At 70.5% G+C, this 23,302-nt stretch carries 20 protein-coding genes and 1 tRNA gene; 14 read left to right on the top strand and 7 right to left on the bottom strand.

Features of this window, described 5'->3' with window-relative positions:
- Positions 1-35: 35 nt before the first annotated feature.
- Positions 36-1,040, bottom strand: a complete 1,005-nt coding sequence (locus ACWJI3_RS12560) for a Ycf66 family protein (RefSeq protein WP_480203834.1) — start codon at positions 1,038-1,040, stop codon at positions 36-38.
- 54 nt (positions 1,041-1,094) lie between these two features.
- Here ACWJI3_RS12560 and ACWJI3_RS12565 point away from each other — a divergent pair.
- Both ACWJI3_RS12565 and ACWJI3_RS12570 read left to right on the top strand, forming a co-directional pair.
- A tRNA-Leu gene (locus tag ACWJI3_RS12565) sits at positions 1,095-1,176 on the top strand.
- 36 nt (positions 1,177-1,212) lie between these two features.
- A complete protein-coding gene (locus tag ACWJI3_RS12570; RefSeq protein WP_480203835.1) occupies positions 1,213-3,042 on the top strand; it encodes a mechanosensitive ion channel family protein in 1,830 nt (609 codons plus the stop codon).
- Positions 3,043-3,131: 89 nt separating this feature from the next.
- Here ACWJI3_RS12570 and grrA read toward each other — a convergent pair whose 3' ends face one another.
- The gene (grrA, locus tag ACWJI3_RS12575) at positions 3,132-3,536 is read right to left on the bottom strand and encodes a GrrA/OscA1 family cyclophane-containing rSAM-modified RiPP (protein ID WP_094513327.1); all 405 of its coding nucleotides are present in this window, start codon (positions 3,534-3,536) and stop codon (positions 3,132-3,134) included.
- Positions 3,533-4,414, bottom strand: coding sequence for an extracellular substrate binding-like orphan protein GrrP (gene grrP, locus ACWJI3_RS12580; RefSeq protein ID WP_480203836.1), 882 nt, complete (start codon positions 4,412-4,414; stop codon positions 3,533-3,535). The genes grrA and grrP overlap by 4 nt, the downstream gene beginning before the upstream one ends.
- Positions 4,415-4,627: 213 nt before the next feature.
- Here grrP and selD point away from each other — a divergent pair, with 213 nt between their 5' ends.
- The gene (gene selD, locus ACWJI3_RS12585) at positions 4,628-6,727 is read left to right on the top strand and encodes a selenide, water dikinase SelD (protein ID WP_480203837.1); all 2,100 of its coding nucleotides are present in this window, start codon (positions 4,628-4,630) and stop codon (positions 6,725-6,727) included.
- Here the strand turns inward: selD and mnmH are convergent.
- The gene (gene mnmH / locus ACWJI3_RS12590) at positions 6,724-7,773 is read right to left on the bottom strand and encodes a tRNA 2-selenouridine(34) synthase MnmH (RefSeq protein ID WP_480203838.1); all 1,050 of its coding nucleotides are present in this window, start codon (positions 7,771-7,773) and stop codon (positions 6,724-6,726) included. The genes selD and mnmH overlap by 4 nt on opposite strands.
- Positions 7,774-8,001: 228 nt before the next feature.
- On the opposite strand from mnmH, the gene ACWJI3_RS12595 reads away from it, so the two are divergent.
- The 8 genes from ACWJI3_RS12595 (at position 8,002) to ACWJI3_RS12630 (ending at position 15,374) form a co-directional block, all read left to right on the top strand.
- Positions 8,002-8,943: a putative selenate ABC transporter substrate-binding protein gene (locus tag ACWJI3_RS12595; RefSeq protein ID WP_480203839.1), complete on the top strand. Its 942-nt coding sequence runs from the start codon at positions 8,002-8,004 to the stop codon at positions 8,941-8,943.
- Between the two features lie 10 nt (positions 8,944-8,953).
- Positions 8,954-9,703: a phosphonate ABC transporter ATP-binding protein gene (locus ACWJI3_RS12600; protein WP_480203840.1), complete on the top strand. Its 750-nt coding sequence runs from the start codon at positions 8,954-8,956 to the stop codon at positions 9,701-9,703.
- The gene (locus tag ACWJI3_RS12605) at positions 9,700-11,241 is read left to right on the top strand and encodes a phosphonate ABC transporter (RefSeq protein ID WP_480203938.1); all 1,542 of its coding nucleotides are present in this window, start codon (positions 9,700-9,702) and stop codon (positions 11,239-11,241) included. Before ACWJI3_RS12600 ends, ACWJI3_RS12605 begins: the two co-directional genes overlap by 4 nt.
- Before the next feature lie 64 nt (positions 11,242-11,305).
- Positions 11,306-12,454, top strand: a complete 1,149-nt coding sequence (locus tag ACWJI3_RS12610) for a phosphotransferase enzyme family protein (RefSeq protein WP_480203841.1) — start codon at positions 11,306-11,308, stop codon at positions 12,452-12,454.
- 62 nt (positions 12,455-12,516) lie between these two features.
- A complete protein-coding gene (locus ACWJI3_RS12615; RefSeq protein ID WP_255141736.1) occupies positions 12,517-13,038 on the top strand; it encodes a DOMON-like domain-containing protein in 522 nt (173 codons plus the stop codon).
- 65 nt (positions 13,039-13,103) lie between these two features.
- On the top strand, positions 13,104-13,529 hold the full coding sequence (locus ACWJI3_RS12620; RefSeq protein ID WP_480203842.1) for a VOC family protein: 426 nt from the start codon (positions 13,104-13,106) through the stop codon (positions 13,527-13,529).
- A 71-nt stretch (positions 13,530-13,600) separates the two neighbouring features.
- Positions 13,601-14,050: a LexA family protein gene (locus ACWJI3_RS12625; RefSeq protein ID WP_094513347.1), complete on the top strand. Its 450-nt coding sequence runs from the start codon at positions 13,601-13,603 to the stop codon at positions 14,048-14,050.
- Between the two features lie 22 nt (positions 14,051-14,072).
- A complete protein-coding gene (locus ACWJI3_RS12630) occupies positions 14,073-15,374 on the top strand; it encodes a Y-family DNA polymerase (protein WP_480203843.1) in 1,302 nt (433 codons plus the stop codon).
- A gap of 3 nt (positions 15,375-15,377) precedes the next feature.
- Here the strand turns inward: ACWJI3_RS12630 and ACWJI3_RS12635 are convergent, their stop codons facing one another.
- Positions 15,378-16,706, bottom strand: coding sequence for an aromatic ring-hydroxylating dioxygenase subunit alpha (locus ACWJI3_RS12635; protein ID WP_480203939.1), 1,329 nt, complete (start codon positions 16,704-16,706; stop codon positions 15,378-15,380).
- 157 nt (positions 16,707-16,863) lie between these two features.
- Here ACWJI3_RS12635 and ACWJI3_RS12640 point away from each other — a divergent pair, with 157 nt between their 5' ends.
- On the top strand, positions 16,864-17,214 hold the full coding sequence (locus ACWJI3_RS12640) for a hypothetical protein (RefSeq protein ID WP_480203844.1): 351 nt from the start codon (positions 16,864-16,866) through the stop codon (positions 17,212-17,214).
- Positions 17,215-17,434: 220 nt separating this feature from the next.
- Positions 17,435-18,925, top strand: a complete 1,491-nt coding sequence (locus ACWJI3_RS12645) for an SGNH/GDSL hydrolase family protein (RefSeq protein ID WP_480203845.1) — start codon at positions 17,435-17,437, stop codon at positions 18,923-18,925.
- A gap of 57 nt (positions 18,926-18,982) precedes the next feature.
- On the opposite strand, the gene dnaG is transcribed toward ACWJI3_RS12645, so the two are convergent.
- The gene (dnaG, locus tag ACWJI3_RS12650; RefSeq protein WP_480203846.1) at positions 18,983-21,112 is read right to left on the bottom strand and encodes a DNA primase; all 2,130 of its coding nucleotides are present in this window, start codon (positions 21,110-21,112) and stop codon (positions 18,983-18,985) included.
- A gap of 169 nt (positions 21,113-21,281) precedes the next feature.
- On the opposite strand from dnaG, the gene ACWJI3_RS12655 reads away from it, so the two are divergent.
- Positions 21,282-22,142 carry a DMT family transporter gene (locus tag ACWJI3_RS12655; protein WP_480203847.1) on the top strand — a complete coding sequence of 287 codons (861 nt, stop codon included), beginning with the start codon at positions 21,282-21,284 and terminating at the stop codon, positions 22,140-22,142.
- A 36-nt stretch (positions 22,143-22,178) separates the two neighbouring features.
- Here ACWJI3_RS12655 and ACWJI3_RS12660 read toward each other — a convergent pair whose 3' ends face one another.
- Complete coding sequence (locus ACWJI3_RS12660; protein WP_480203848.1) at positions 22,179-23,300, bottom strand: ABC transporter permease; 1,122 nt, start codon at positions 23,298-23,300, stop codon at positions 22,179-22,181.
- Positions 23,301-23,302: the final 2 nt, after the last annotated feature.

Here is a 23,302-nt window from a genome sequence, read left to right on the forward strand (position 1 = left end):
TTGCGTGGAGGTCGCTTCTGATCCTGCGAGCAGGCTCAGCGGGCGCTGGGTCCGGTCGGAGGATCGCCAGCCAGATTCGGGGGCCCGGGTTCGGCGATGGGCTCCGGCGTCCGCTCGTGGTCGGTGCGGGTTTCGGTGTCTGCAGCCGCCGTGGCGCTGAGGCTGAGGTCGCCGGCGGGGATGCCCTGAGCGTCTGACTGGTACGGGGCTGGGCTGGGGTGAGTGGTCTCTGGGTCGTGATCGGCTGAAGGTTCGTTGCCGGCAACTGGCTCTGCGGAACCTGCGGGAGCACCCGCTGCAGGGCTCACCGGCCCAGGACTCTCCTGGGCAGCACTGGGCTCTTCAGCACTTGGCTCGGCAGTACTCACCGCTGTGGTGCCTGCCGGATCCGGCGCCGTTGCCGTCTCCGCGGTTTCCGTCACCGACGGCGGCTCCTGATCGGCGGCGAGTGCTGCGCGCACGCGGGCGTCCACCTCTGCGAAGTCGCTCACCACCGCCAGCGGCGCTTCGGGGGCGTCAGCGGCCGGCGCTGGCGGAGCGGGAGCCGTGGGGGTCTCTGCGCCGGCAGGTTCGGGTCGCACCCAGCGCTTGGTGGTCTGGGATGGCTTGGCGGTGGTGGTCCTGCTGGAGAGGCTCGCGGAGACGGCGGCGCTGCGTTGCTTGAGCCAGCCGCCCAGCGCCATGGCCCGAGAGAACAGCAGCCCGCCGAGGGCGATCACGGTGGTGCCCAACTGGTTCAGGCTCGTCTGCCACCGCGCTGCAGACCAGAAGCCCTGGCGTTCCTCCTCGCTCAGCTGACGCCAGCGGCTCTGGCTCACCTCGGTGCTGAGCCGCCCGATCAGCAGCCCGCCGCAGAGCACCGCCAGCATCGGCGCGCCACTCAGCCGCTCGGCACTGGTGACCAGCACCAGGCCCAGCAGCAGCACCACCGCGCCCCAGAAGGCATCGCGCGGGCGGCTCAGCTCCGGCACCAGCAGCGGCAGGAGCAGCAGGGCGAGGCCGGCGAGCAGGGCCAGGGTTCCACCGAGGGTGGCAAGCATGGCTGTCGCAGCAGGGCGGCCCCATTCTGCGCCGCTGATTACAGTCGGTCCGCTGCCCACCTGGCGGAATTGGTAGACGCGCTGGTTTTAGGTACCAGTGGCTTCGGTCGTGGGGGTTCAAGTCCCCCGGTGGGCATGGCGCAGGCAACATGGACATGACAGGGAAGACGGATTGACGAAGCCGGCGCGCACGTGGCTGCTCGGGGCGCTGGCATTGGTGGTGGTGCTGCTGGCCATGGGGTCGCCGCTGCGGGCCACGCCGGCGGCCGTTCAGATCCCCTCACCGGCGCGCCCCACCTTCACGGCCTCACCGCCCTCCCTCGATCGCGCCACCTCGATGGTGGCGGCCGGCAGCTACGAGGTGGCGATCGTGCGCATCCTCGGCATTCCCACCCTGATGGTGGCGTCGCCGGTGGTGGGAAACGGCAACGGAACTGGCAACAGCAACGGCCATGGCAGTGACGCGGAGACCGGTCCCGATGCGGAGCGCCGCGCCCAGGTGATCGAGGGCAACCTCCGCTTGCTGTACAACCCCACCGCCCTCTGCACCAACAGTGAACGGCTGGCCGAGTGGAGCCTGCTGCGGGCTCTGGGGGCCAACGATCCCGCCTGTGAGGGCGGTCTGACCGATGGCGTGCGTGCCGCCTCCGACGACCTCACGGTGGAGGTGCGGCAGCTGCCCACCGGCGCCGTGATCCTCGAGGCCACGGTGCCGGAGCGGCCCCAGCCGCTGCCGCTGCTCACCGTGACCTTTGCCGACGCCACCATGAACGGCACCACCGCGCTGGAACTGGGCCGGCGTTGGCAGGAGCGGCTGCAGAGCCGCCTCCGCTACGCCCGCCAGGCGCTGCTGCCGCAGAGCCTGCGCCAGCGGTTGATGCTCTGCCTGCTGGCCATGGCCCTGGTGCTGCTGCTCACCGCTGGCACCTTCTGGCTGTGGCGCCGCAACCGCCTGGCCATCGCCACGCTCAAGGCGCAAGTGGCGGCCCCGGCGGCGTTCGCGCTGGCGGCTCCGGTGGCGTCAGCAGCCCCAGCGGCGGCTGCCACGCGCGGGCTGCGCCTTCAGCTGTTCGAGGCGCTGAGCCTCGTGCTGCTGGTGCTCGTGCTGCTGCAGCTGATGACGGTGGTGGCACTGGGCCTGATGGCCATTCCCGGCGGCGTGCCGCTGGCCTTGGAGGTGCTGCTGCAGCCAGCGCTGGTGGCGATCAAGGTGCTGGTGTTCGCGTTCACGGCGCTGCTGGGCCGCGCGCTGGTGTCGTTTCTGCTGGATCAGTGGGCCGCCAGTGGCCGGGTGCCCGCCGACCAGCTGGCCCGCCGCGACCAGCGCCACCACAGCCTCGAGCGCATCTTCCACCGGCTGGTGGATCTGGCCTGCATCGCCATCGCCGCCGGCTGGGTGGTGGTGGGCATCCCCGGCGTGCGCGAAACCTCTGCGTCGTTCCTGCTGGCCGGCGGCGCCGTGCTGGGCGGCCTGGCGATCGTGTTCCAGGGGCTGCTGCGGGATTTCGCCGCCGGCCTGGCGGTGCTGCTGGAGGATCGCTACGCCATCGGCGACTGGATCGAGATCGGCGACATCGAAGGCGATGTGGTGGATCTGAGCGTGCTGAGCACCCAGCTGCGCTGCCTCGATCAGCGGGTGGCGGTGATTCAGAACGGTGCCTTCGACCGGGTGGTGAACCACACCAAGATCCGCTCCGGCAAGTTGGTGGAGGTGCTGCTCTCCCATCGCATCGCCGACATCAACGCCGTGCTGGCGGTGATCGCCGAAGAACTCGACGCCCTCGGCCGCGATCCGCTCTGGGGGCCGCTGCTGCTGGCGGCCCCCTTCCTGCGCGGTGTCACCGGCACCGGCCCGCTCGGGATCACCGTGAGCATGCTGCTCACCACCCAGGCTGGTCAGCAGTGGGCCTGCAGCCGTGAGCTGCAGCGGCGCCTGCTCGACCGCCTCCAGCGGGAACGGATTCCCCTGGCTTCTCCCGCGCCTGTGTTGGCGTCGGACTGATGGGCCAGGACGCTGGGTTGGCCCCAATCGCGGCAGCGGCGGCCTTCGATCGTTCGGCAGTTGTGAAGGGCGATCCTTTCTTCAGGCGATCACCAGTTGCGGAAGGCCCCGCCCCCGCCCCCGTTGACGAAGCCGCCGCCATAGCGGGCATTGACGAAGCCGCCGCCGCCGTTAACGAAGCCGCCGCCGCCGCCGCCGTAATAGGGGTGCCCATTGACGAAGCCTCCACGGTTGGCCGCGTTGGCAAAGCCGCCCCGTCCGCCATTGGCAAAGCCGGCTGCCAGCAGGGTGGGATCCTCCGTGCCGTGCCCATGGCTGACGAGGCCCGCGTCCAGGCCGCCATGGGCGCGGAAGGCGGTGGCTATGCGGCGCAGACGGTCCTCAACTGACGCCTCAGGATGGGAGGCAACCGGCGCGGCGGTGGCGACTGGCAGGGTGAGCGCCGCCAGCGCCAGCAGGAAACCCAGCACGCCGGCTCGGGAGTGAATGCTCATGGTTTTGCTTCCGGAGTGGTGTCAGCTGGGACGCGAATCTGCTCATTGGTGAGCAGCACCATCTGAAAATAATCTTTGATCACTTGCGGCGGCAATTCCAGAATTCCACTGGGGCCCAACCAGCGATTCACGCTCTCGGTGGCATCACGATTGCCATTGATATAGCCCTGAAGCAACTTGGCTATCGCCAGGTTCATCAGGTTGCGGAAGGTGGAATTGTTCTCCGGAATGATGCACCCCACCGCATAGCGCTGCAGTCCCACCCCGGGCACCAGTGCCAGACCCTTGGCGCCCGTTTTCGCCACGGCGCCTGCCAGCAGGATGGAATCGCCAGCCAGTGCCTCCACCCGGCCCGCCTGCAGCGCTGCAACGGCGGCATCGATCTCGGTGAGGGGCACCCGCACCGCCTGGGGCGCATAGCTCTTGATCGTGGCATCACCCAGCGAGCCGGCCAGCACACCGATCCGCTTGCCTTGCAACGAGGCGGCCGTGCCATCGAGCCCACCACTGCGGGTGAGCAGGCGGATTCCCGACAGGCTGAAGGGGATCGAATAGTCGACGAACATCTCCCGCTCCCAGGTGAACTGGACGCCGCAGGCCAGGTCGGTCTCGCCGGTGTGCACCTGTTTGAACAGGGTGTTCGCGTCGGGGGCGGCAGTGAACGCCAGCCGCACCGGACGGTTCAGGTAAGTGCTGGCTTCGGCGGCGATCCGCTCGGCCACATCAATCGACAGGCCCACCAGCTGGCCCTTGCCGTCCACGAAGGAGTAAGGCACCAGGTCGGTGCGGCCGCCCATGGTGATCACGCCGGTGCGCGCCGCCCGCTCCAGCACGGTTTCGGCGCGGGCGTTGACTGGCCACACCCAGGCGGCAAGCAACGCGGCTGTGCACCACGCCAGCGACGGCCAGCGACGGCAGGGTTGTGAATGGCCGCCTGGGCGGCGAGGCAGGCAGGACAATCCTGGATGGCGGTGTGATTTCACCGAATCTGGCCCCACTTGCCGAATCCTGCCACCCGTCAGGCGGCGGCAGGGGATTTGTTCACGGCCCGGGCGCGGCCACAATGGCGCCATCTGCGCCCGACGACGCCCGTGCCCGGGCTTTCTGCCCCGCCCCGGCTGCACCTGGTGCTGGCAGGAGGGGGCCACAGCCATGCCCTGCTGCTGCGCCGCTGGGTGATGCGGCCTGCCCAGCGCCCGGCCGCTGCCCTGATCACACTGGTGAGCCGCGGCAGCACGGCGCTTTATTCCGGCCTGGTGCCCGCTGTGGTGGCGGGTCTGGTGCCCGCTGGCGCCGCCGCCATCGATCTGCGCCGCCTCTGCCGGCTGGCCGGCGTCACCTTCGTGCAGGCGGAGATCACCGGGCTGGATCTGGCCGAGCGGGCGCTGCTGCTGGCTGGCCGGCCGGCACTGCGCTTTGCGCGGCTCAGCCTGGATGTGGGTGCCGTCACTGCGCCGTGCGCCGGCGCCATGGCGGTGAAGCCGCTGGAACCCTTCCTGGCCTGGGCCGACGGCTATGCAGCGGCGGAAGGCCCCGTGCTGCGCGGTGGTGGCGCTGCGGCGGTGGAGCTGGCGCTGGCCTTCCGCGCCCGTGGGCGGCGGCCCCGCCTGCTGCTGCGGGGCCAGGGGCTGCAGCTGGGGTCGGCGGCCGCCAACCGCGCCGGCGAGCGCCTGCTGGCGGCGGCGGTGATTCCGCTGGAGCGCCAGGCGCCGGAGCGGGCCGCGGCGGATCTGGCCTGCACCGGCAGCCTGGCGCCTGCCTGGCTGGCCGCTGCCGGCCTGCCGGTCGATCCCGGCAGCGGCCGTGTCCGCACGGCGGCCAGCCTGGAGGTGGTGGGCCGCCCCGGCCTGTTCGCCTGCGGTGACTGTGGCCTGATCGACGGCCAGCCCCGCCCCCCGTCGGGGGTCTGGGCGGTGCGGGCCGCGCCGGTGCTGGCGGCCAACCTGAAACGCAGCATCGACAGCCCCGGCCGCCCCCTGCGGCCCTGGCGGCCCCAGCCGTTCGCCCTGCAACTGCTCGGCGATGGCGGCTGGCAACCGGCCGGTCCACGGGCCCTGGCCCTGTTCGGGCCGCTGGCGCTCGGTCCGCACCGCTGGCTGTGGCACTGGAAGCAGGCCATCGACCAGGCGTTCATGGACCGCTTCACCGCTCTGCAGCCGATGGGTGCCGCCCCTGCGGCGGAGCCCATGCCCTGCCGCGGCTGCGCCGCCAAGCTGCCCGCTGCTCCACTGCAGGCGGCCCTGGGGCGACTCGCTGCGGCTGCCGTCCCCGCCGATGACGCCGCCGTGGTGGCCCGGCTTGACGACGGCGCGCTGCTGCTGCAGAGCGTGGATGGCTTCCCGGCCCTGGTGGACGACCCCTGGCTCAATGCCCGCCTCACCACCCTGCATGCCTGCAGCGACCTCTGGGCCTGTGGGGCGCCGGTGGAGAGCGCCCAGGCGCTGGTGACCCTGCCGGCCGCGGCCGCCGCCGTGCAGGAAGAGCTGCTGGTGCAGACCCTGGCAGGGGTGTGTTCCGTGCTGGAGCCGCAGGGGGCCGTGCTGCTGGGCGGGCACACCCTGGAGGGCCGCGATGGTGCCGGGCTCAGCCTGGCGCTCACGGTCAACGGCCGGGTGGCGCCGGCGCAGTTCTGGCGCAAGGGCCCGCTCCAGCCGGGTGATGTGCTGCTGCTCAGCCGCCCGCTCGGCAGTGGCGTGCTGTTCGCGGCGGCGATGGCGGCGGCCGCGGATCCCGCCTGGATCGAGCAGGCGCTGGCGGTGCTGCAGCAGAGCCAGGCGCCGCTGCTGCCGCTGCTGGCGCGCCACGGCTGCCGGGCCTGCACCGATGTGACCGGCTTCGGGCTGCTTGGCCACCTCGGCGAGATGATCGCCGCCAGCCCGGCCGTGCGTGTCACCCTCGACTGGGCCGCCGTGCCGGCGCTGCCCGGTGCCCTGGAGCTGCTGGCCGCCGGTGTGGCCAGCAGCCTGGCACCCGCCAATGCCGCCGCCCTGGCGCTGCTGGACGGTGCGGTGCAGCTGGAAGGTCCTGGCCCGCATGGCCTTGAGCCCGCCCACAGGGCTCTGCTGATCGATCCCCAGACCTGCGGCCCGCTGCTGGCGGCGCTGCCAGCCAGCAGCGCCGCTGCCGCCCTGCAGGAGCTGCGGGCGGCCGGCTTCGGCGCTGCTGCCCTGATCGGCCGGGTGCTGGCTTAGATCAGGCCGTCCGCCAGCAGCCGGACGGCGGCCTGCTCCGCGCTCTGTTCCCCCAGCTCCACGCTGGCGACGCCACGATCGCTGAGGTCGTGGTCGTAGCAGCGGTCGTAGTAGTCGAGCATCTGCCGGCAGGCTTCGGCCGCCTCCCCGTTGGCGATCGCCTCCAGGGCGACGGCTGTGCGCTGGGGGCCCAGCCGCTTGGCGATGCGACGGGTGGCCTCCGCCACCGCCTCCGGGTCGTGCTGGCCGTAGACCGCCACCAGATGGGACAGCCGCTGCTCCAGCGGCCGTTGCACCTCCAGCACCGGTGCTGCCTTCATCTGGCGCCAGAGGCCGGCCGGGATGCGGCAGCGGCCCACCATGGCGCTCTCCGCCTCCAGCCAGATCGCCGCCGCCCCCTCCAGCGCCTGCAAGGCCATGGCCAGCTGGTTCTCGTAGTGCTCCGTGCTGGGTTGCTGCGGCAGCCCCAGCCCGCCGAAGCTGCTGCCGCGGTGGTTGGCAAGGCCTTCGAGGTCCACCACGGCGACCCCGCGCTGCTGCAGGGCCAGCAGCAGCTCGGTCTTGCCGCAGCCGGTGCGGCCCCCCAGCAGGCGCAGCGGCCAGGGCCGCTCGAACAGCTCCAGCGCCCAGCGCCGGAAGCTCTTGTAGCCGCCGTGCAGCAGGCGCACCGGCAGCTCCAGGCTCTCGGCCAACAGGGCCACGTTGCCGGAGCGCATGCCCCCCCGCCAGCAGGTGAGCCGCAGCGGCGCCCCCTCGGCTTCGGCGCTGCAGGCGGCCAGATCCGCCGCGAGCCCCTTCAGGCGCGGGCCCACCACCGCCAGGCCATGCAGCACCGCCGCCTGGCGCCCCTGCTGCTTGTAGAGCGTGCCCACCTCCGCCCGTTCGGCATCGCTGAACAGCGGCAGGTTGACGGCGCCGGGAATGTGGCCCTGGGCGAATTCCGCCGGGGTGCGCACATCCAGCAGTGGCCCCGTCTCCTGCAGGAAGCGCTCGATCGGCTGGGGCACCACCATCGCCAACCCGGGGCACGACGTCGTGAGCGCCATAGTGGCTCCAGGGCCGCCCTGCTGCGGCGCACCTTGCTTGCACGGCACCCCGGGCAGCGCGACGTGTGGCTCCTCGGACACCTCCTCGTGCCTCCTCGCTCCGCTGTGCTGCGAGCTGCTTCTGCGTTTCCCAGCGCAGTTGCCCGTTCAGCCGTCTGCGTGCCGAGGCGCCGGCCTGGGCCTCACCCGCCTCCCGCTCTGATCCTTCCCCCCGATCCCCTCTCACCGATGACGTTCCGCATCCGTGCCACCGCTGCGCTGGTGGGCCTTTCCCTGGCGCTGCTGCCGGCCCTGGCCCCCGCCGGCGGCCCCCTGCCGTCGCTGCTGAGCGAGGCGAAGGCGCAGCAGAACACCAAGGTGCTGCGCATCGGTGCGATCCCCGACCAGAAGCCTGAGGTGCTCAACCGGCTCTACCCGCTGGTGGCCAATGAACTCAGCCGTCAGCTGGGCGTGAAGGTCACCTATGTGCCGGTGGTGAACTACGCCGCAGCCGTCACCGCCTTCCGCACCGGTGGGCTGGATCTGGTCTGGTTCGGCAGTCTCACGGGGGTGCAGGCGCGCCTGCAGAAGCCCGGCGCCCAGGTGGTCGCCCAGCGCGACATCGACGCCTCGTTCCAGAGCGTCTTCATCGCCAACACCAGCAGCGGCCTCAAGCCGATCTCCAACGTGAAGGGGCTCACGGAGCTGAAGGGCAAGCGTTTCACCTTTGGCTCGGAGAGCTCCACCTCCGGCCGCCTGATGCCCCAGTTCTACCTGAACCAGGCCGGGGTCAAGCTCAGCGATTTCGCCGGCGGTGTCCCCGGCTTCAGCAGCAGCCATGACGCCACCATCGCCCTGGTGCAGAGCGGCGCCTACCAGGCCGGCGCCCTCAGCGAAGAGGTGTGGCGCAGCAACCTCAGCGAGGGCAAGGTCAACCGCGCCAAGGTGATCCAGATCTGGAAAACCCCCGGCTACCCCAACTACCACTGGCTCGCCCAGCCCGATCTCGACAAGCGCTTCGGCAAGGGCTTCAGCACCCGCATGCGCACGGCGATCCTCAGCTGGCGGACCACCGACCCCGAGCAGAAGCAGATCCTTTCCCTGTTCGGCGCCCAGCGGTTCATCCCCGCTAAGGCCGCCGATTACGCCCGCATCGAGCAGGTGGGCCGTCAGATCGGCAAGATCCGCTGAGGACGCACCGATGAACCCGGTGCTCGAACTGCGCGGCATCACGGTGCCGGGCCAACCGCGACCGCGGCTGGAGGGCATTGACCTGACCATCCGCCAGGGCGAGCGGGTGGCGTTGCTCGGGGCCAGCGGCGCCGGCAAGAGCACCCTGCTGGCGGTGGCTAATGGGCTGCTGCCAGCGCAGCACGGTGAGGTGTTGTGGGAGGGGCGGCCACCGGCCCGCTCACGGCGGGGCCGCCGCCTGCAGCAGGCCCGCATCGGCACCCTCTGGCAGGACCTGCGCCTGGTGGAGGAGCTCAGCGTCCAGCAGAACCTCAATGCCGCGCGGCTGGCGGTCTGGGGCTGGCCGAAGGCCCTGCTCAACCTGCTGCTGCCGCTCGAAACCGACGCCTGCCGCCAGGCGATGGCGACGATGGACCTGGAGCCGCACCTGCTGGAGCGGCCGGTGTCGGCCCTCTCCGGCGGCCAGCGCCAGCGGGTGGCCATGGCACGGCTGCTGCGCCAGGACCCGGTGCTGCTGCTGGCCGATGAACCTCTGGCCAGCCTTGATCCCCGCCTGGCGGCGGAGCTGCTGGCCCTGCTGCTGCGTCAGGCGGCGCCGCCGCGGGCCCTGCTGCTCAGCCTGCACCGCCCCGATCTGCTGGAGGGCTTTGATCGGGCGATCGGTCTGCGGCAGGGCCGGCTGGTGTTCGACGGGCCGATCGCCGCGGTGCACCGGGCGCTGCTGACCGATCTCTACGAAGGCACGCCGCCGTGCAGCTGAGAGTTGCGCCGCCGCTGCTGGTGCTGCTGCCGGCCCTGGTGCTGCTGCCGCTGGGGCTGGTGCTGCCGGGCCTCAGCCACGGCGGTGGCTGGGAGCTGATCGGTCAGTTCGCCATGGCGGCGCTGACGCCGTCGCTGGATCCGGTGGTGCTGCGCTCGGTGGCCGGTGGGCTGCTGGTGACCGTGGCGATGGCGCTGCTGGGCTGGGCGGTGAGCCTGGTGCTCGGCCTGCTGCTGGGCGTGGCCAGCTCCCGCACCGTCTGGACCACCCTCAGCGGCAGTGCACTGCCCGCCACCGGCATCCGCCGCCTGCTGGCCGTTCCCCGCTCCATCCATGAACTGATCTGGGGGCTGCTGCTCCTGCAACTGCTGGGGCTGCAGCCGGCGGTGGCTGTGCTGGCGATCGTGATCCCCTATGCGGCGCTGGTGGCGCGGGTGCTGAGTGATCTGCTCGACGCGCTGCCGACCACCAACGTGGAGGCCCTGCGGGCCGGTGGGGCGCCGGCGCCGGCCGCGTTGCTCACGGCGCTCGGCCCCGCCCTGCTGCCGGGGGTGCTCAGCTACGGCGGTTACCGGCTGGAGTGCGCCCTGCGCAGCGCCACCCTGCTGGGGGTGTTCGGCCTTGGCGGCCTCGGCACCGAGCTGAAGCTCACCATGCAGTCGCTCGCTTTCCATGAGCTTTGGACCGGCCTGTGGCTGCTGCTCGCCGTGATGCTCAGCCTGGAGGCCGGCCTGGGCCATCTGCGGCGACGTTGGCTGATGCCCGTGCGCTTCGGTCTGCAGCAGCCGTCGGTGGGGCTGCGGGCGCGGGAGATGCTGCTGGTGCTGCTGGCCCTGCTGCCGCTCTCGCTGCTGCTGGGTCATGCCCTTGGCGTGCAGCCCCAGGCGCTGCTCAGCGTGCAGCCGTTGCCGCCGCTGCAGAGCGACTGGCCCAGCGTGCTGGCCCTGCCCTGGCCGGCGCTGGTGGGCGGCACCCTGGGGCTGACGCTGCTGGCGGCCTGCCTGGCGGTGGGTCTGGCGCCCCTGCTGCTGCTGCTGGCGGCCCCGTCCCGCTGGCTGCGGGCGCCGCTGCGTCTGGTCTGGGCGCTGGGCCGCCTCTGGCCGCCGCCGCTCACGGCCCTGCTGCTGCTGCTGGTGCTGCAGCCCGGTGTCGTCACCGGTGCGCTGGCCCTCGGCTTTCACAACCTCGGTGTGCTCGGCCGCCTGCTGCTGGAGAGCGCCGCCGATGCCAGCCCGGCCACGGAGCAGGCGCTGGCCTGCGCCGGCAGCGGGCCGCGGCTGGCCCTGCTCTACGGCCGCCTCAGCGGCGTGGCCCGCCCCTACCTCGCCTATGCCGCCTACCGCAGCGATGTGATGCTGCGGGAATCGGTGGTGGTGAGCCTGGTGGGCGCCACGGGCCTCGGCAGCCAGCTGCTGGAGAGCCTCAGTTCGTTCGCCTGGGACCAGCTGCTGGCGCTGGTGCTGGTCTATGCCCTGCTCACGCTGCTGGGGGAAGACCTCAGCGACCGCTGGCGGGCGAGGCTGCTGGCCAGCGGTTGAGCCGGGGACGGGCGGCGCGGCAGGGTGGGTGGCACCATCCGCAGCGCAGGCTGCCGCGCAGGCCATGACCGACGAGCCGGGGGGTGCCCCCGCAGTGCCATCGCCGCCCGCCGCGCCCGATCTGGTGGCGGTGGCCGAGCAGTTCGCGCTCGGCGCTCCGGTGCAGGCGATCGCCCCGCTCGGCGGCGGCAACGTCAACGACACCTACCTGGTGCAGCTGGTGGGGGCCCCCGGCGGCTCCCATGTGCTGCAGCGCCTCAACACCCACGTGTTCCGCCAGCCCCGGGATGTGATGCGCAACCTGCTGGCCTTCACCGCCCATGCCGAGCGCCAGCTGCAGGCGCCGGCGTCCGGCCTGGGCCGCCGCTGGGAGGTGCCGCGCGTGGTGCCGTTGCAGGGCGGCGCTGATCCCTGGCTGGAGTGCGACGGCGCCTTCTGGCGCATGACCACCTTCATCGGCGGCGCCCGCAGCCTCGACCAGCTCAGTGACACCGGGCAGGCCCGTGAGGTGGGCTATGGCCTGGGCCGCTTCCACCGGCTGGTGAGCGATCTGCCGGTGGACCAGCTGGTGGACACGCTGGAGGGGTTTCACATCACCCCCACCTACCTGGCGGCCTACCACCGGGTCTGCGCCGCGTCACCGCCGCCCGCCTCCCCCGAGCTGCGCCACTGCGCTGCCTTTGTGGCGGAACGGCAGCGGTGGGCGTCGGTGCTGGAGGACGCCAAGGGGAGTGGCCGGCTGCAGCTGCGCCCCATCCATGGCGACCCGAAGGTGAACAACGTGCTGATCGATGCGGCCAGCGGCGCCGCGATCAGCCTGGTGGATCTCGACACCGTGAAGCCGGGCCTGATCCACTACGACATCGGCGACTGCCTGCGCTCGGCCTGCAACCTCGCCGGGGAGGAAGCCGCCGACTGGCGCGCGGTGCGCTTCGACACCGGCTTCTGCGCGGCGCTGCTGGAGGGGTACGCGGCGGCGGCCCGCTCCATGCTCACCACCGACGACGTGGCCTTCCTCTACGACGCGATCCGCCTGCTGGCCTTCGAGCTGGGGGTGCGTTTCCTCACCGACCATCTCGCCGGCGACGTGTACTTCAAAGTGCGCCGGCCGGGGCAGAACCTGCAGCGGGCCCTGGTGCAGTTCGCTCTCGCCGCCAGCATCGAGGCGCAGGAAGCCGAGATCCGCGCGATCGTCGCGGCGGTGATGGCATGACCTCGCCACCCTCATCGCCACCGCCACCTCTGGACTCCCACGCCTTCACGCTTCATCCCTTCATGGCGGCCTCCTCAGCGGCGTCTCCCCCAGCGGCGGCCCTCACCCTCACCGGCCAGGTGGTGCGGCGCGGCGCGGAGCTGCAGATCGGCTGGCGGCTGGCGGGCGCGCTCGAGGGCGTGTGCCTGCCGGAGCCGGCGGCGCTGCCCCAGCGCTGCGATGACCTCTGGCAGACCACCTGCCTGGAGTTCTTCCTGGCCACTCCCGGTGCCGACGCCTACTGGGAGGTGAACCTCTCCCCCGCCGGCCACTGGAACGTCTACCGCTTCAGTGGCTACCGCCAGGGGATGGCGCCGGCGGCGGCGCTGCAGGCACTGCCCTTCCGGGTCACGCGCACGCCTGGCGTTCTGGAGCTTGAGCTCACCTGCGACCTTGCCGCCCTCCTGCCCGGCGGCGGCCCGCTGGAGCTGGCAGTCACCGCCGTGGTGGAGCAGGCCGGCGGCGCCCTCACCTACTGGGCCCTGGCCCACCCCGGCAGCGCGCCCGATTTCCACCGCCGCGACGGCTTTCAGCTGCGCCTGTGAGGCCGGCTGGCGTCGCGTGGCCTGAGCGCCGCTTCTACAGTCGTGGCACGGCGCCGGACCTCACGATGGCTCTGCTCGGACCCGCTGGACCTGGGGCCATGCAACTGGGCTACACGATCGTCTACGTGCCCGATGTGGCCGCTTCGCTGCACTTCTATGCGGCCGCTTTCGGCCTGACGCAGAAGTTTCTCGACCCCACCGGCACCTATGGCGAATGCGCCACCGGTGCCACCACCCTAGGCTTCGCCGCCCACGTGCTCGGGGACCTGAATGTGCCCGGCGGGGTGGTGAAGGCCAGCGAAACGGTCCAGCCGCTGGGCATGGAGATCGCCCTGGTCACCGACGACGTGCCCCAGGCCCACGCCCGCGCCCTGGAGCATGGCGCTGGGGAAATCGCTGCGCCTGCCCGGAAGCCCTGGGGCCAGCTGGTGTCGTACGTGCGGGCACCGGACGGCACGTTGATCGAGCTGTGCACGCCCATGGCGGGCTGAGCGCCACGGCCACCCTTGCCGACGAAAAACCAATACAGATGTACTAATCTGCAGGGCCTGCCCCGGGGCCCATGCCCGCCCAGTCACCGCCCGAGCCCCAGCCGCTCCCGCGGCCCCTGCGCCAGTGCCGCACCGGCCTGCTGCTGCCCCTGGCCGGCGAGAGCGTGGCTGCCGGTTTCCCCAGCCCCGCCGACGACTACGTCGAAACCGGCATCGACCTCAACGAGCAGCTGATCGCCCGCCCCAGCAGCACCTTCTTCCTGCGCGTGAGCGGCGATTCGATGGTGGAGGCCGGCATCCATCACGGTGACCTGCTGATCGTCGATCGCAGCGTCGAGCCGCGCCCCGGCCGCATCGTGGTGGCCGTGCTGGAGGGGGCTTTCACGCTCAAGCGCCTGGTGCTGCACCGCGGTCGCCTGCGGCTGGAGGCGGCCCATCCCGCCTACCCGCCGCTGGCCCTGGGCGAGGGCGACGACACGCTCCTCTGGGGCGTGGCCATCCACGTGATCCACCCGCTCTGAGCCCCCCTCCACCCCAACCTCCATGGCCTGGGCCACCGCGCTGATCGACGGCAACAACTTCTACGCCTCCTGCGAGGCGGCGCTCGATCCCTCGTTGATCGGCCGGCCGCTGGTGGTGCTCTCCAACAACGACGGCTGCATCGTGGCCCGCAGCGCCGAGGCCCGCGCCCTCGGCATCGCCATGGGCACCCCCTATTTCCAGGTGCGCCGCGAGTTGGAGCGGCTCGGGGTGGTGGTGCGCAGCTCCAACTACGCCCTCTACGCCGACATGAGCCACCGCCTGATGCTCACGCTCGAGCCCTGGGTGGAGGAGCTGGAGGTCTATTCGATCGACGAAGCGTTCGGCCGCCTGCGCCGCCCCGCCGGCACCGGTGGCGCGGCAGACACCGGCGCTGATCTCACCGCCTGGGGCCAGGCGCTGCGGGCCCAGGTGCGGCGGCATCTGGGGCTGCCGGTGGCGGTGGGCATCGCCCCCTCCAAGCTGCTCGCCAAGGTGGCCAACAAGCTGGCCAAGCAGAACCGCGCCCACGGCGGTGTGTTCGATCTGGGGGCGGTGGCCGCCCCCGATCCCTGGCTGGCGGCCGTCGCGATCGAAGACGTGTGGGGCATCGGCCGCAAGCTCTCGCGCTGGTGCCGGCTGCGCGGCGTGGCCAATGCGCTGCAGCTGCGCGACATGGCCAGCGGTGAGCTGCGGGCCAGGGCGGGCGTGGTGGGGCTGCGGCTGCAGCAGGAGTTGCGGGGCCACAGCTGCCTGCCGCTGGTGGCGGTGCCGCCCGCCAAGCGGGAAACCTGCGTGAGCCGCAGCTTCAGCGAACCGGTGCGGGAGCTGCCCCAGCTGCGGGAGGCGATCGCCACCTACCTCAGCCGCGCCGCCGAGAAGCTGCGCCGCCAGGGCCAACGCACCGACACCATCACCGTGTTCGTGCGCAGCAGCCCCTTCAACGGCACCAGCTTCTACGCCAATGCCGCCACGGTGTCGCTGCCGCTGGCCAGCAACGACACGGCCGTGCTGCTGGCCGCCGCCCTGCCCCTGGCCGAGCGCCTGTTCCGCCCCCACAAACCCCTGCAGAAGGCCGGTGTGCTGCTGCAGAACCTGCAGCCCCTGCAGCAGTTGCAGCACCATCTGCTCACGCCGCTGCCGCCGGAGCAGCAGCAGCGGCGCGAAGCGCTGATGGCCACGATCGATGGCCTCAACCGCCGCTACGGCCGCGGCACCGTGCAGTGGGCCGCCTGCGGCCTCCGGCCGGCCTGGGCGATGAAGCGGCAGCAGCTCTCGCGTGCCGCCACCACCCGCCTCAGCGACATCCCGGTGGTGCGGGCCTGAGCCTCAGGCCTTGGTGCGCAGGCTGTTGCGCGGCGGCACCGGCCGCCCCACGCGCAACTGATGCCGCCAACGCCCTGCCTGGAACCAGGTCGCTGCCGCCAGCGCCGCCACCACCAGCGCAGCGGCCGCCGCCGCTGAGGCCCCCCACCAGGCCGCCGCGCCAAGCGCCAGCAGCAGCACGGCCGCCGCCAGCGGCTGCAGCTGGGCCAGCCGCCGGTCGGCGCCGGAGCAGCTGCGGCAGTGGCGGGTGTGGCTCTCGTAGCGCTCGAGCAGCGGCGTTTCCCCCAGCCGCTCGGGCAGCGGCGCCTCACCGAAGGGTTTACCGGCGCCGCCGCTGACCCAGTCGTGCAGGGCGCGCACGTAGCGATCGGACGGGGTGGCCAGGTAGCAGGAACGCACCAGCGCGTCGCTGCCGCCCCGCTGCTGCAGCACCCGCTCCTGCCAGTGCAGGAAGGCTTGGTCGTCTTCCAGCACCACGTGGTTGGCCAGGTGCTGCAGCCATTCGGGCCGCAGCTTCAGCAGCCGCGCCGGCAGCGCCGATTCGAAGCGGAAGGGGAAGCGGGCGAACAGGCGGCACTCCCCCGGCCGGATCGGTGTGGCGTACACCACGGTGAGGATGCGGGCAAAACCCTTGGCGGTGAGGTCATGCCACATCAGGCAGGGGGCCTGAAAGGTGGTGTGCTGGGTGCCGAGCGTGCCCCGGCGCGGCCCCTCGGGCCACACGCCGGTGAAGCCGTCCGGTCCGCTGCTGGTCAGCTCCAGGTTCACCGGACCGGCCGTCTCGCGTTTGCCCACCGTGGCGTGATGGGTGAACGGCACATGGCTCACATCGAGCACGTTCTCCAGCAGGGTGAGGGCGTCGTAGGGCAGGTCGCGGAAGGTGTCCTGCACGCTCCAGCGCTCCGGTTCCGCCGCGAGCATCGGCAGCAGCGGCAAGGGCACGGCGGCAGCCGCCTCCGCCTCCCCGGCGAACACGAACAGCAGCCCCTGCCCCGTGGCGGTGGCATAGGCGCGGCAGTGGCTGCGGGGCGAAGCGGCGGCCGTGTCGCCCTCCGCCTGCGGAATGGCGGTGCAGTGCCCGTCGCCGTTGAAGGTCCAGCCGTGGTACGGACATTCCAGCTCGCCCGCCCCGTTCAGCCGGCCCTGGGAGAGCGGCACGAGCCGGTGCGGGCACACATCCGCAAACGCGCGCCACTGGCCGGGCTCCCGGTCGTACCAGAGCACCAGGTCGTCGCCCAGCAGGGTGAACGGGGTGGGCCGCGCCGGGTCCAGGTCCTTGAGATAGGCCACGGGATACCAGCTGCGCCGCCAGATCGACCCCGCGGCCGGCAGGGCGTCGGTGGCCACGGTCGTAGGGCTGGCGGAGTCGGCGGCAGCGGCGGGTGTCAACGGAGCACAACCTGGGGGGTCGAATCTGGCAGGGCTGCCGGGGTGGTCGCGGTGCGGCCGGATGGCAGAGCGATCCTGGGGGCCGAGCCAGTTCCGCAGGTTGTCTGACGGACTTGTTGCGGCACGGCTGTGGCGCCGGACGGGATTCGGCGCACAAGAACTGACCAGACGGCCCTTCAATCCACCCTTCCAACTCTCGCCTGCAGCTCCTGATGCCCCCCAGCGTCAACCAGCTGTGGTCCCGGCTGCAGAATTTACAGTTAAAGATATCCTTGCTGTTGAATTCACAGTGGCAGCAATCATTGCTGTTGACTTCACGGATGCAGAGATCACAAGTATAGAGATCACAGGCCTGAAAATCATCGATAAAGATCATGCAGTTGCTGATGTCATGGGTACAGATTTCGCTTCCACAGATTTCGCTGTCACAGATGTCGAGATCGCAGAGTGAGCGATCACCGCGCAGACTGCCGCAGGGGTCTGCCCAAGAGAACAGCGGCTCGAGCGGGCCTCCCCATGGACTTGCTACAGGGAAGGCAGGCAGCAGCGTCCTCACCCCACACCTGCCGCCTTCAGGAAGCGTGATGCGGAACTGGAAGAGATGTCTCGGAGTTGTGGCAGTGCTCTGATCCTGGACAGAGTGGTGAGCAGCACCGGAACCGAGCGGCTGGATGGGCAGGCTCTTCACGATCGGCGACAGCGTCTCGCAGGGCTTTCGCAGTGGCTGCACCGCCTTCACGGAACACGCCTACGGCACCCATCTGGCCAGAGCCCTGGGGATCGCGCCCAGCGACTACCGGCTGGTGCTGTGGGAAGGGGAAAAGCTCAAGTTCGACCTCGAAGCACTGTTCCGCAGGCTGGAGGGCCGTTTCGGTGTGGACGTGGATTGGGGGGAATGGCCGCGGGCCTTGCTGCAGATCATGGGCGAGCTGGATCGCGCTGAAACCTATTTCGAGCGAGGGCCGGGAGCGATCGGCAAGCCCGTGCCGTCCTTCAGCTCACCGTTCACCGACAACACCGCCGTGGAAGGGATGCGGGTGAGCGATGCCTGGGAGATCACCCCGGCGCTCTGCAAGCATCGAATCCAGCGCGACAGCCGTGGCCTCGACAACAACTTCGGCCTTGCCTGCGCCAATCAACCCTTCTACCGGGCCGCCTACCGCGTGCTCAATCCCCAGGCGAACGACACGTTTGACGCCCAATCCCCGATCCGCTGGCTGGAGGTTGTGGCGGCCAGTGAAGGTGTCGACAATCTGATCGTGTTCCTGGGGGCGAACAATGCTCTCGGCACCCTCTTTTCCCTCGACGTTCGCCTCACACCGGGGACTGGCAGAAGCTTCACCGCCCGCAGCGAAGACCCGACCAAGCCCGATCCCTTTAACCTCTGGCATCCGAACGATTTCGAGCGCGACTACCGGCAGTTGCTCGAGAAGATCTGTCAGGCGATGGCCAGCAACCGCAACGCCAGCTGGAAGGCCTACGTGGGAACGGTGCCGCTGGTGACGATCGCGCCGATCATCGACGGCTTCGGGGAGGAACGGGTGGTGAAGGATCCGCGCGTACCGCCGGGCAACGCATCCGGCACCTTCCGCTATTACCAGTACTACAAGCGCTATGGCGTCAGCGATGCCACAGCGCTTTCACGGCGGCAGAACCACCTCACCTTTCGTGATGCCCAGTTCATCGACACGGTGATTCTTCGCTACAACACGATCATCAAGCAGTTGCTGGCTGAATTCAATCAGCGCTATTCCCACAGCCCGTTCGTGCTGGTGGACATTGGCGATGTGCTCTCCCGCATGGCCTGGAAGCGCAACAGCGGCATGCCCAATTATGTGTATCCCGAAGAATTCCAGTGGCTGTATCCGCCGCTCAATACCAAGTTCTACAAAGCCAGCAAAGAGGGGGAACTGCTGGAGGGCGGCATCTTCAGCCTGGATGGCATCCACCCCACCGTGATCGGCCAGGGGATCATCGCCTGGGAGTTTCTCAAGGCCTTCCAGGCCAATGGCTCCGCCCCGGCCTCTGCTGCGATCGATAGGCCTGAGATCCTGAAGCAGGATGAGCTTTACAGCAAACCGATCCGCGTGCTCGACGACCTCATCGAGAACGATCAGGTCGTCGATTTCTTCACCCAGGTGATGGCGTTGCTGGGGCGCTGAGCGCCGTTGCGCAGCACCGAAAGCCGCCTCCCACAGCCGGCCGCCGTGTGGCCTGCCTCAGGCCGCCGGGGCCTGCAGCGTTTCCTCCCAGCCGGCGCAGCGCTGCTGATCGAGATGGCCGATGTGCAGCCGCTCGCTGTAATACAGCTCCTGGAAATGGAGCGCATCGCGGTTCAGTTCAACGAACAGCGCCCCGATCCGGCTTTCCATGTCGAGCAGGGCAGGTGTTGCCGCGCTGGGGCTGCTCGACGGGGCCGCCGCCGTGCTTCGGCTTGCTGCTGCTGAGCCGTTGCCGTTCTCTTCGGCCAGCAGCCGGGCGATGCAGCGCTCCAGGGTTTCCAGGTTCTGGCCGCGCCAGGAATCGAGCAGGTGGCGGCAGCGCTTGAGGCTGCGCTGACGCTCCAGCACGGCCGTGGTGCCGCGCAACTGCAGCAGGGGCTGGGCCAGCACCATGCGTTGCAGCTCGTTGGGCTCCAGCAGGGGGGTGAGCCGGTTGAGCAGTTCGCTCTGGTCCATCAGCAGCTGGTCGGCCAGCAGGCGGGGTAGGTCGAGATCCCCCAGATCCTCGCCGGGATCAGTGCCGCGGTTCACCGCCTCCAGCCGGCCGGCGCCGAGGTTGTCTTCCTCCAGCTGGCTGATCGCCGCCCACAGCAGCCGGTGGTGCTGCAGGGCGAAATCATCCAGTTCGCGCAGCCGCAGCTCTCGCCGGATCGCGCCGCGATGGATGGGCGCATGCAGGTAGAGCCGCAGCAGCTCCGCCTCCGCCCGCTCGCGCAGGCCGACCTCGCCGGGCTTGTCCCAGCGGCTGGCGCGGCCGTGCCAGCGCTCGCCCTTCACCTGCAGGCGCAGGTCTTCCTCCAGCTTCTGGGCCAGGCGCGCCTGGCCGCCGGAGAGGCGCTCGGCCACCTGCTGCAGGTAGTGGCTGCGCACGGCGCTCTGCGGCAGCTTGCCCAGCAGGGCCACCAGAGCCGACACCGCCTGCTGGAACTGATCGGCGCGGGCCAGGTCCTTGCCCTCAAGTGCCTGCTCGATCTGCCAGTCGAGCCAGAGCGGCGCCTGCTCCAGCAGGGCGCGGTACTCGCCGGCGCCGTGCTCCTTGAGGAACTCGTCGGGGTCTTTGCCGGCGGGCAGGTGCAGCACCCGCAGCTCCACCTGTCCCTGCAGCGCCAGCTGCTCCACCTCGCCGATCGCCCGCTGCGCTGCCCGCACGCCGGCGCCGTCGGTGTCGAAGTTGAGCACGAGGCGGCGGCTGTCGCAGCAGCGGCACAACTGGGTGATCTGCTGGCTGCTGAGCGCCGTGCCGAGTGACGCCACCGCATTGGTGATGCCGGCGGCGTGCAGGGCGATCACGTCGAAGTAGCCCTCCACCACCACCGCCTGGTCGTCCTTGCGGATGGCGTTGGTGGCGCGGTCGAGGCCGAACAGGTGCTTGCCCTTCTCGAACACCTCCGTTTCGGGGGAGTTGAGGTATTTCGGTTCGCCGCCATTGAGGCTGCGGCCGCCGAAGCCGATCACTCGCCCCTGCCGGTCGCGGATCGGCACCATCACCCGGTGGCGGAAGCGGTCGTAGAAGCCGTCGCCCCCCTTGCGCGGCACCACCAGACCGGCGGCCTCCAGCAGCTCGGGCGCCAGCCCCTCCACCTGCTGCAGGTGCTTCAGCAGCCCATCCCACCCCTCGGGCGCATAGCCGAGCTCAAAGCTCTCCAGTGTGGTTTCGCTCAGGCCCCGCTGCTGCTTGAGGTAGGCCAGGGCAGCGGCGCCGGCGGGGCTGCGCAGCTGGCTGCGGAACCAGCCGGAGGCCAGCGCCAGCGCCCGCAGCAGCGCTTCGCGGCGCGAGAGCTGCTGCCGCAGCCGTTCCTGCTGCGGCCCCTCCACCGTTTCCACCGGCAGCTGGTATTTGCGCGCCAGATCCAGCACCACATCGCTGAAGCTGGTGCGCTGCAGCTCCATCAGGAACTTGATCGCGTTGCCGCCGGCCCCGCAGGAGAAGCAGTAATAGAACTGCTTGGCGGGTGACACCGTCATCGACGGCGATTTGTCGTCGTGGAAGGGGCAGAGGCCCACGAACTCGCGGCCCTTCTTCTTGAGCACCACGTGCTCCCCCACCACATCCACGATGTCGGCGCGTTCCTTGACGGCCTCGATCGTGCGGGGGTGAAGGCGGGCCTGGGGTGCCGTGGGACTCAAGGAAAGGCGCTACCGGTAGGGGCTGACTTGTTCCCATTCTGCCCGAGGCCACCAGGTGTGGGGAGCTGCCGTTGCCACCATCCCGGCGACGCCAGGCACCGCCCCGCCGGCCGGGCAGTGTCTAGCGTCGGCGATTGCGGGCGTCGCGCCTGCTCGGCTGGGATCCGGCATGGACATGCTGCTCAGCGCCCTGGCCTTCAGCCTGATGGGGGTGTGCGTCAAGGCGCTGGGCGGGCGGTTGCCGGTGGAGCAGGTGGTGCTGGCCCGCTCGGTGGTGAGCCTGCTGATCAGCTGGTGGATGCTCAGGCGGGCGGGTGTCTCGCCCTGGGGGCAGCGCAAGGAGTTGCTGGTGAGCCGTGGCGTGCTCGGCACGGCCGGCCTCTATTGCGTGTTCCTGGCCATCGCCGGCCTGCCCCTCGCGGTGGCCACGGTGCTGCAATACCTCCATCCCACCTTCACGGCCCTGCTGGCCTGGCCGCTGCTGGGCGAACGGCCAGGCGCCCGGGTGTGGCTGGCGGTGGCCCTCGGCTGGCTGGGCGTGCTGCTGCTCACCGATCCCGGCGCCCTGGCGCTGGTTCTCCCGCCAGGCACGGCGGCTGGTGTGGCGGCTGGCGCGGCCCTGCCCACCCTGCCGCTGCTGTTCGCCCTGGCCGGCGCGTTGCTGTCGGCACTGGCCTATGTGAGCGTGCGCGCCCTGCGCCGCAGCGAACACCCCCTGGTGGTGGTGTTCTATTTCCCGCTGCTGGCGCTGCCGCTCAGCCTGCCGCTGGTGCTGCTGCATCCGGTGATGCCCACCGTCGCGGAGTGGGGCTGGCTGCTGGGTGTGGGGGTGTTCACGCAGCTGGGCCAGCTGGCCCTGACCCGCGGCCTGATGACCATGCCGGCCGCCCGCGCCACCGCACTCAGCTACGTGCAGGTGCCGCTCGCCGCCCTCTGGGGGCTGCTGTGGTTCGGCGAAACCCTCGACCCCGACATCCTCACCGCCGCCGGCCTCGTGCTCGGCTCCACCCTCTTGAGCCTGGGCCGCTGAGGGGTCACGCCGGCGGCCTTGCTCAGGCCATCACCATCAGGCCATCGCCGTGATCGCGCTGCGGAAGCGGGCGTGGGCCACGCCGAAAAACACCGAACCGATCAGCAGCAGGGCCAGGAACTGGGGCCACACCACCGAGAGCGTGGCCCCACGGAAGAGGATGCCCTGGGCGAGCATCACGAAGTGGGTGTTCGGCGCCGCCAGCATCACGGTCCGCACCAGCTCGGGCATGCTTTCGCGCGGGGTGACCCCACCCGAGAGCATCTGCAGCGGCAGCAGCACCATCATCAGCAACAGGCCGAACTGAGCCATCGAACGGGCGAAGGTGCCCAGGAAGATGCCCAGCGAGGTGGAGGCGAACAGGTAGAGCGTCGCCCCGGCGGTGAACAGCGGCAGCGAACCGGCCAGGGGCACCTTGAGCAGATCCTGCACCACGAACATCAGGGACAGCAGGCCGGACAGAAGCACCACCAGACCCATCGACCACACCTTGCTGGCCATGATCTCGAAGGGCGTCACCGGCATCACCAGCAGGTGCTCGATCGTGCCCCGCTCCCGCTCCCGGATCAGCGCGGCGCCGGTTAACACGATTGAAAGCAGGGTGATGTTGTCGATCACCTTGTTCACGGCGCCGAACCAGGTCTTGGTGAGCTCGGGGTTGAAGCGCATGCGCGTCACCAGCTGCAGCGGGGGCACCGCAGTTACCTGGCTGTTCTGCACAAAGGTCTGCACCTCGGTGCTGATGATCGACTGGACATAGCCGCTGCCCGTGAGCGCCTGGCTGACGCGGGTGGCGTCCACGTTGAGCTGAACAGCCGGTGAACGGCCGGCCAGCACATCGCGCTGGAAGCCGCTGGGAATCACCAGGGCGAAGGTGTCGAGCCCCGCATCCATGCGCTGGTCCATCCGGGCCTGCTGGATCAACTCCGGCAGCTGGAAGTAGGGCGGCTCGAACGCAACGATGATCCGCTCGGAGAGCAGTGAATGGTCTTCATCCACGATCGCGATCGGGGCCGTGTGCAGCGTTTCAGGAAGCACCGTGGCACCGGTGTAGACCGACACCGTGAAGACGAAGACGATCAGCAGCAGCATGATCGGGTCGCGGGCCAGGCTCCACAGCTCCTTGAGACCCAGATGCAGAACATTGGCGGCGCGCATGG

The sequence above is a fragment of the Marcopretia estuarina LEGE 06307 genome (assembly GCF_056633115.1).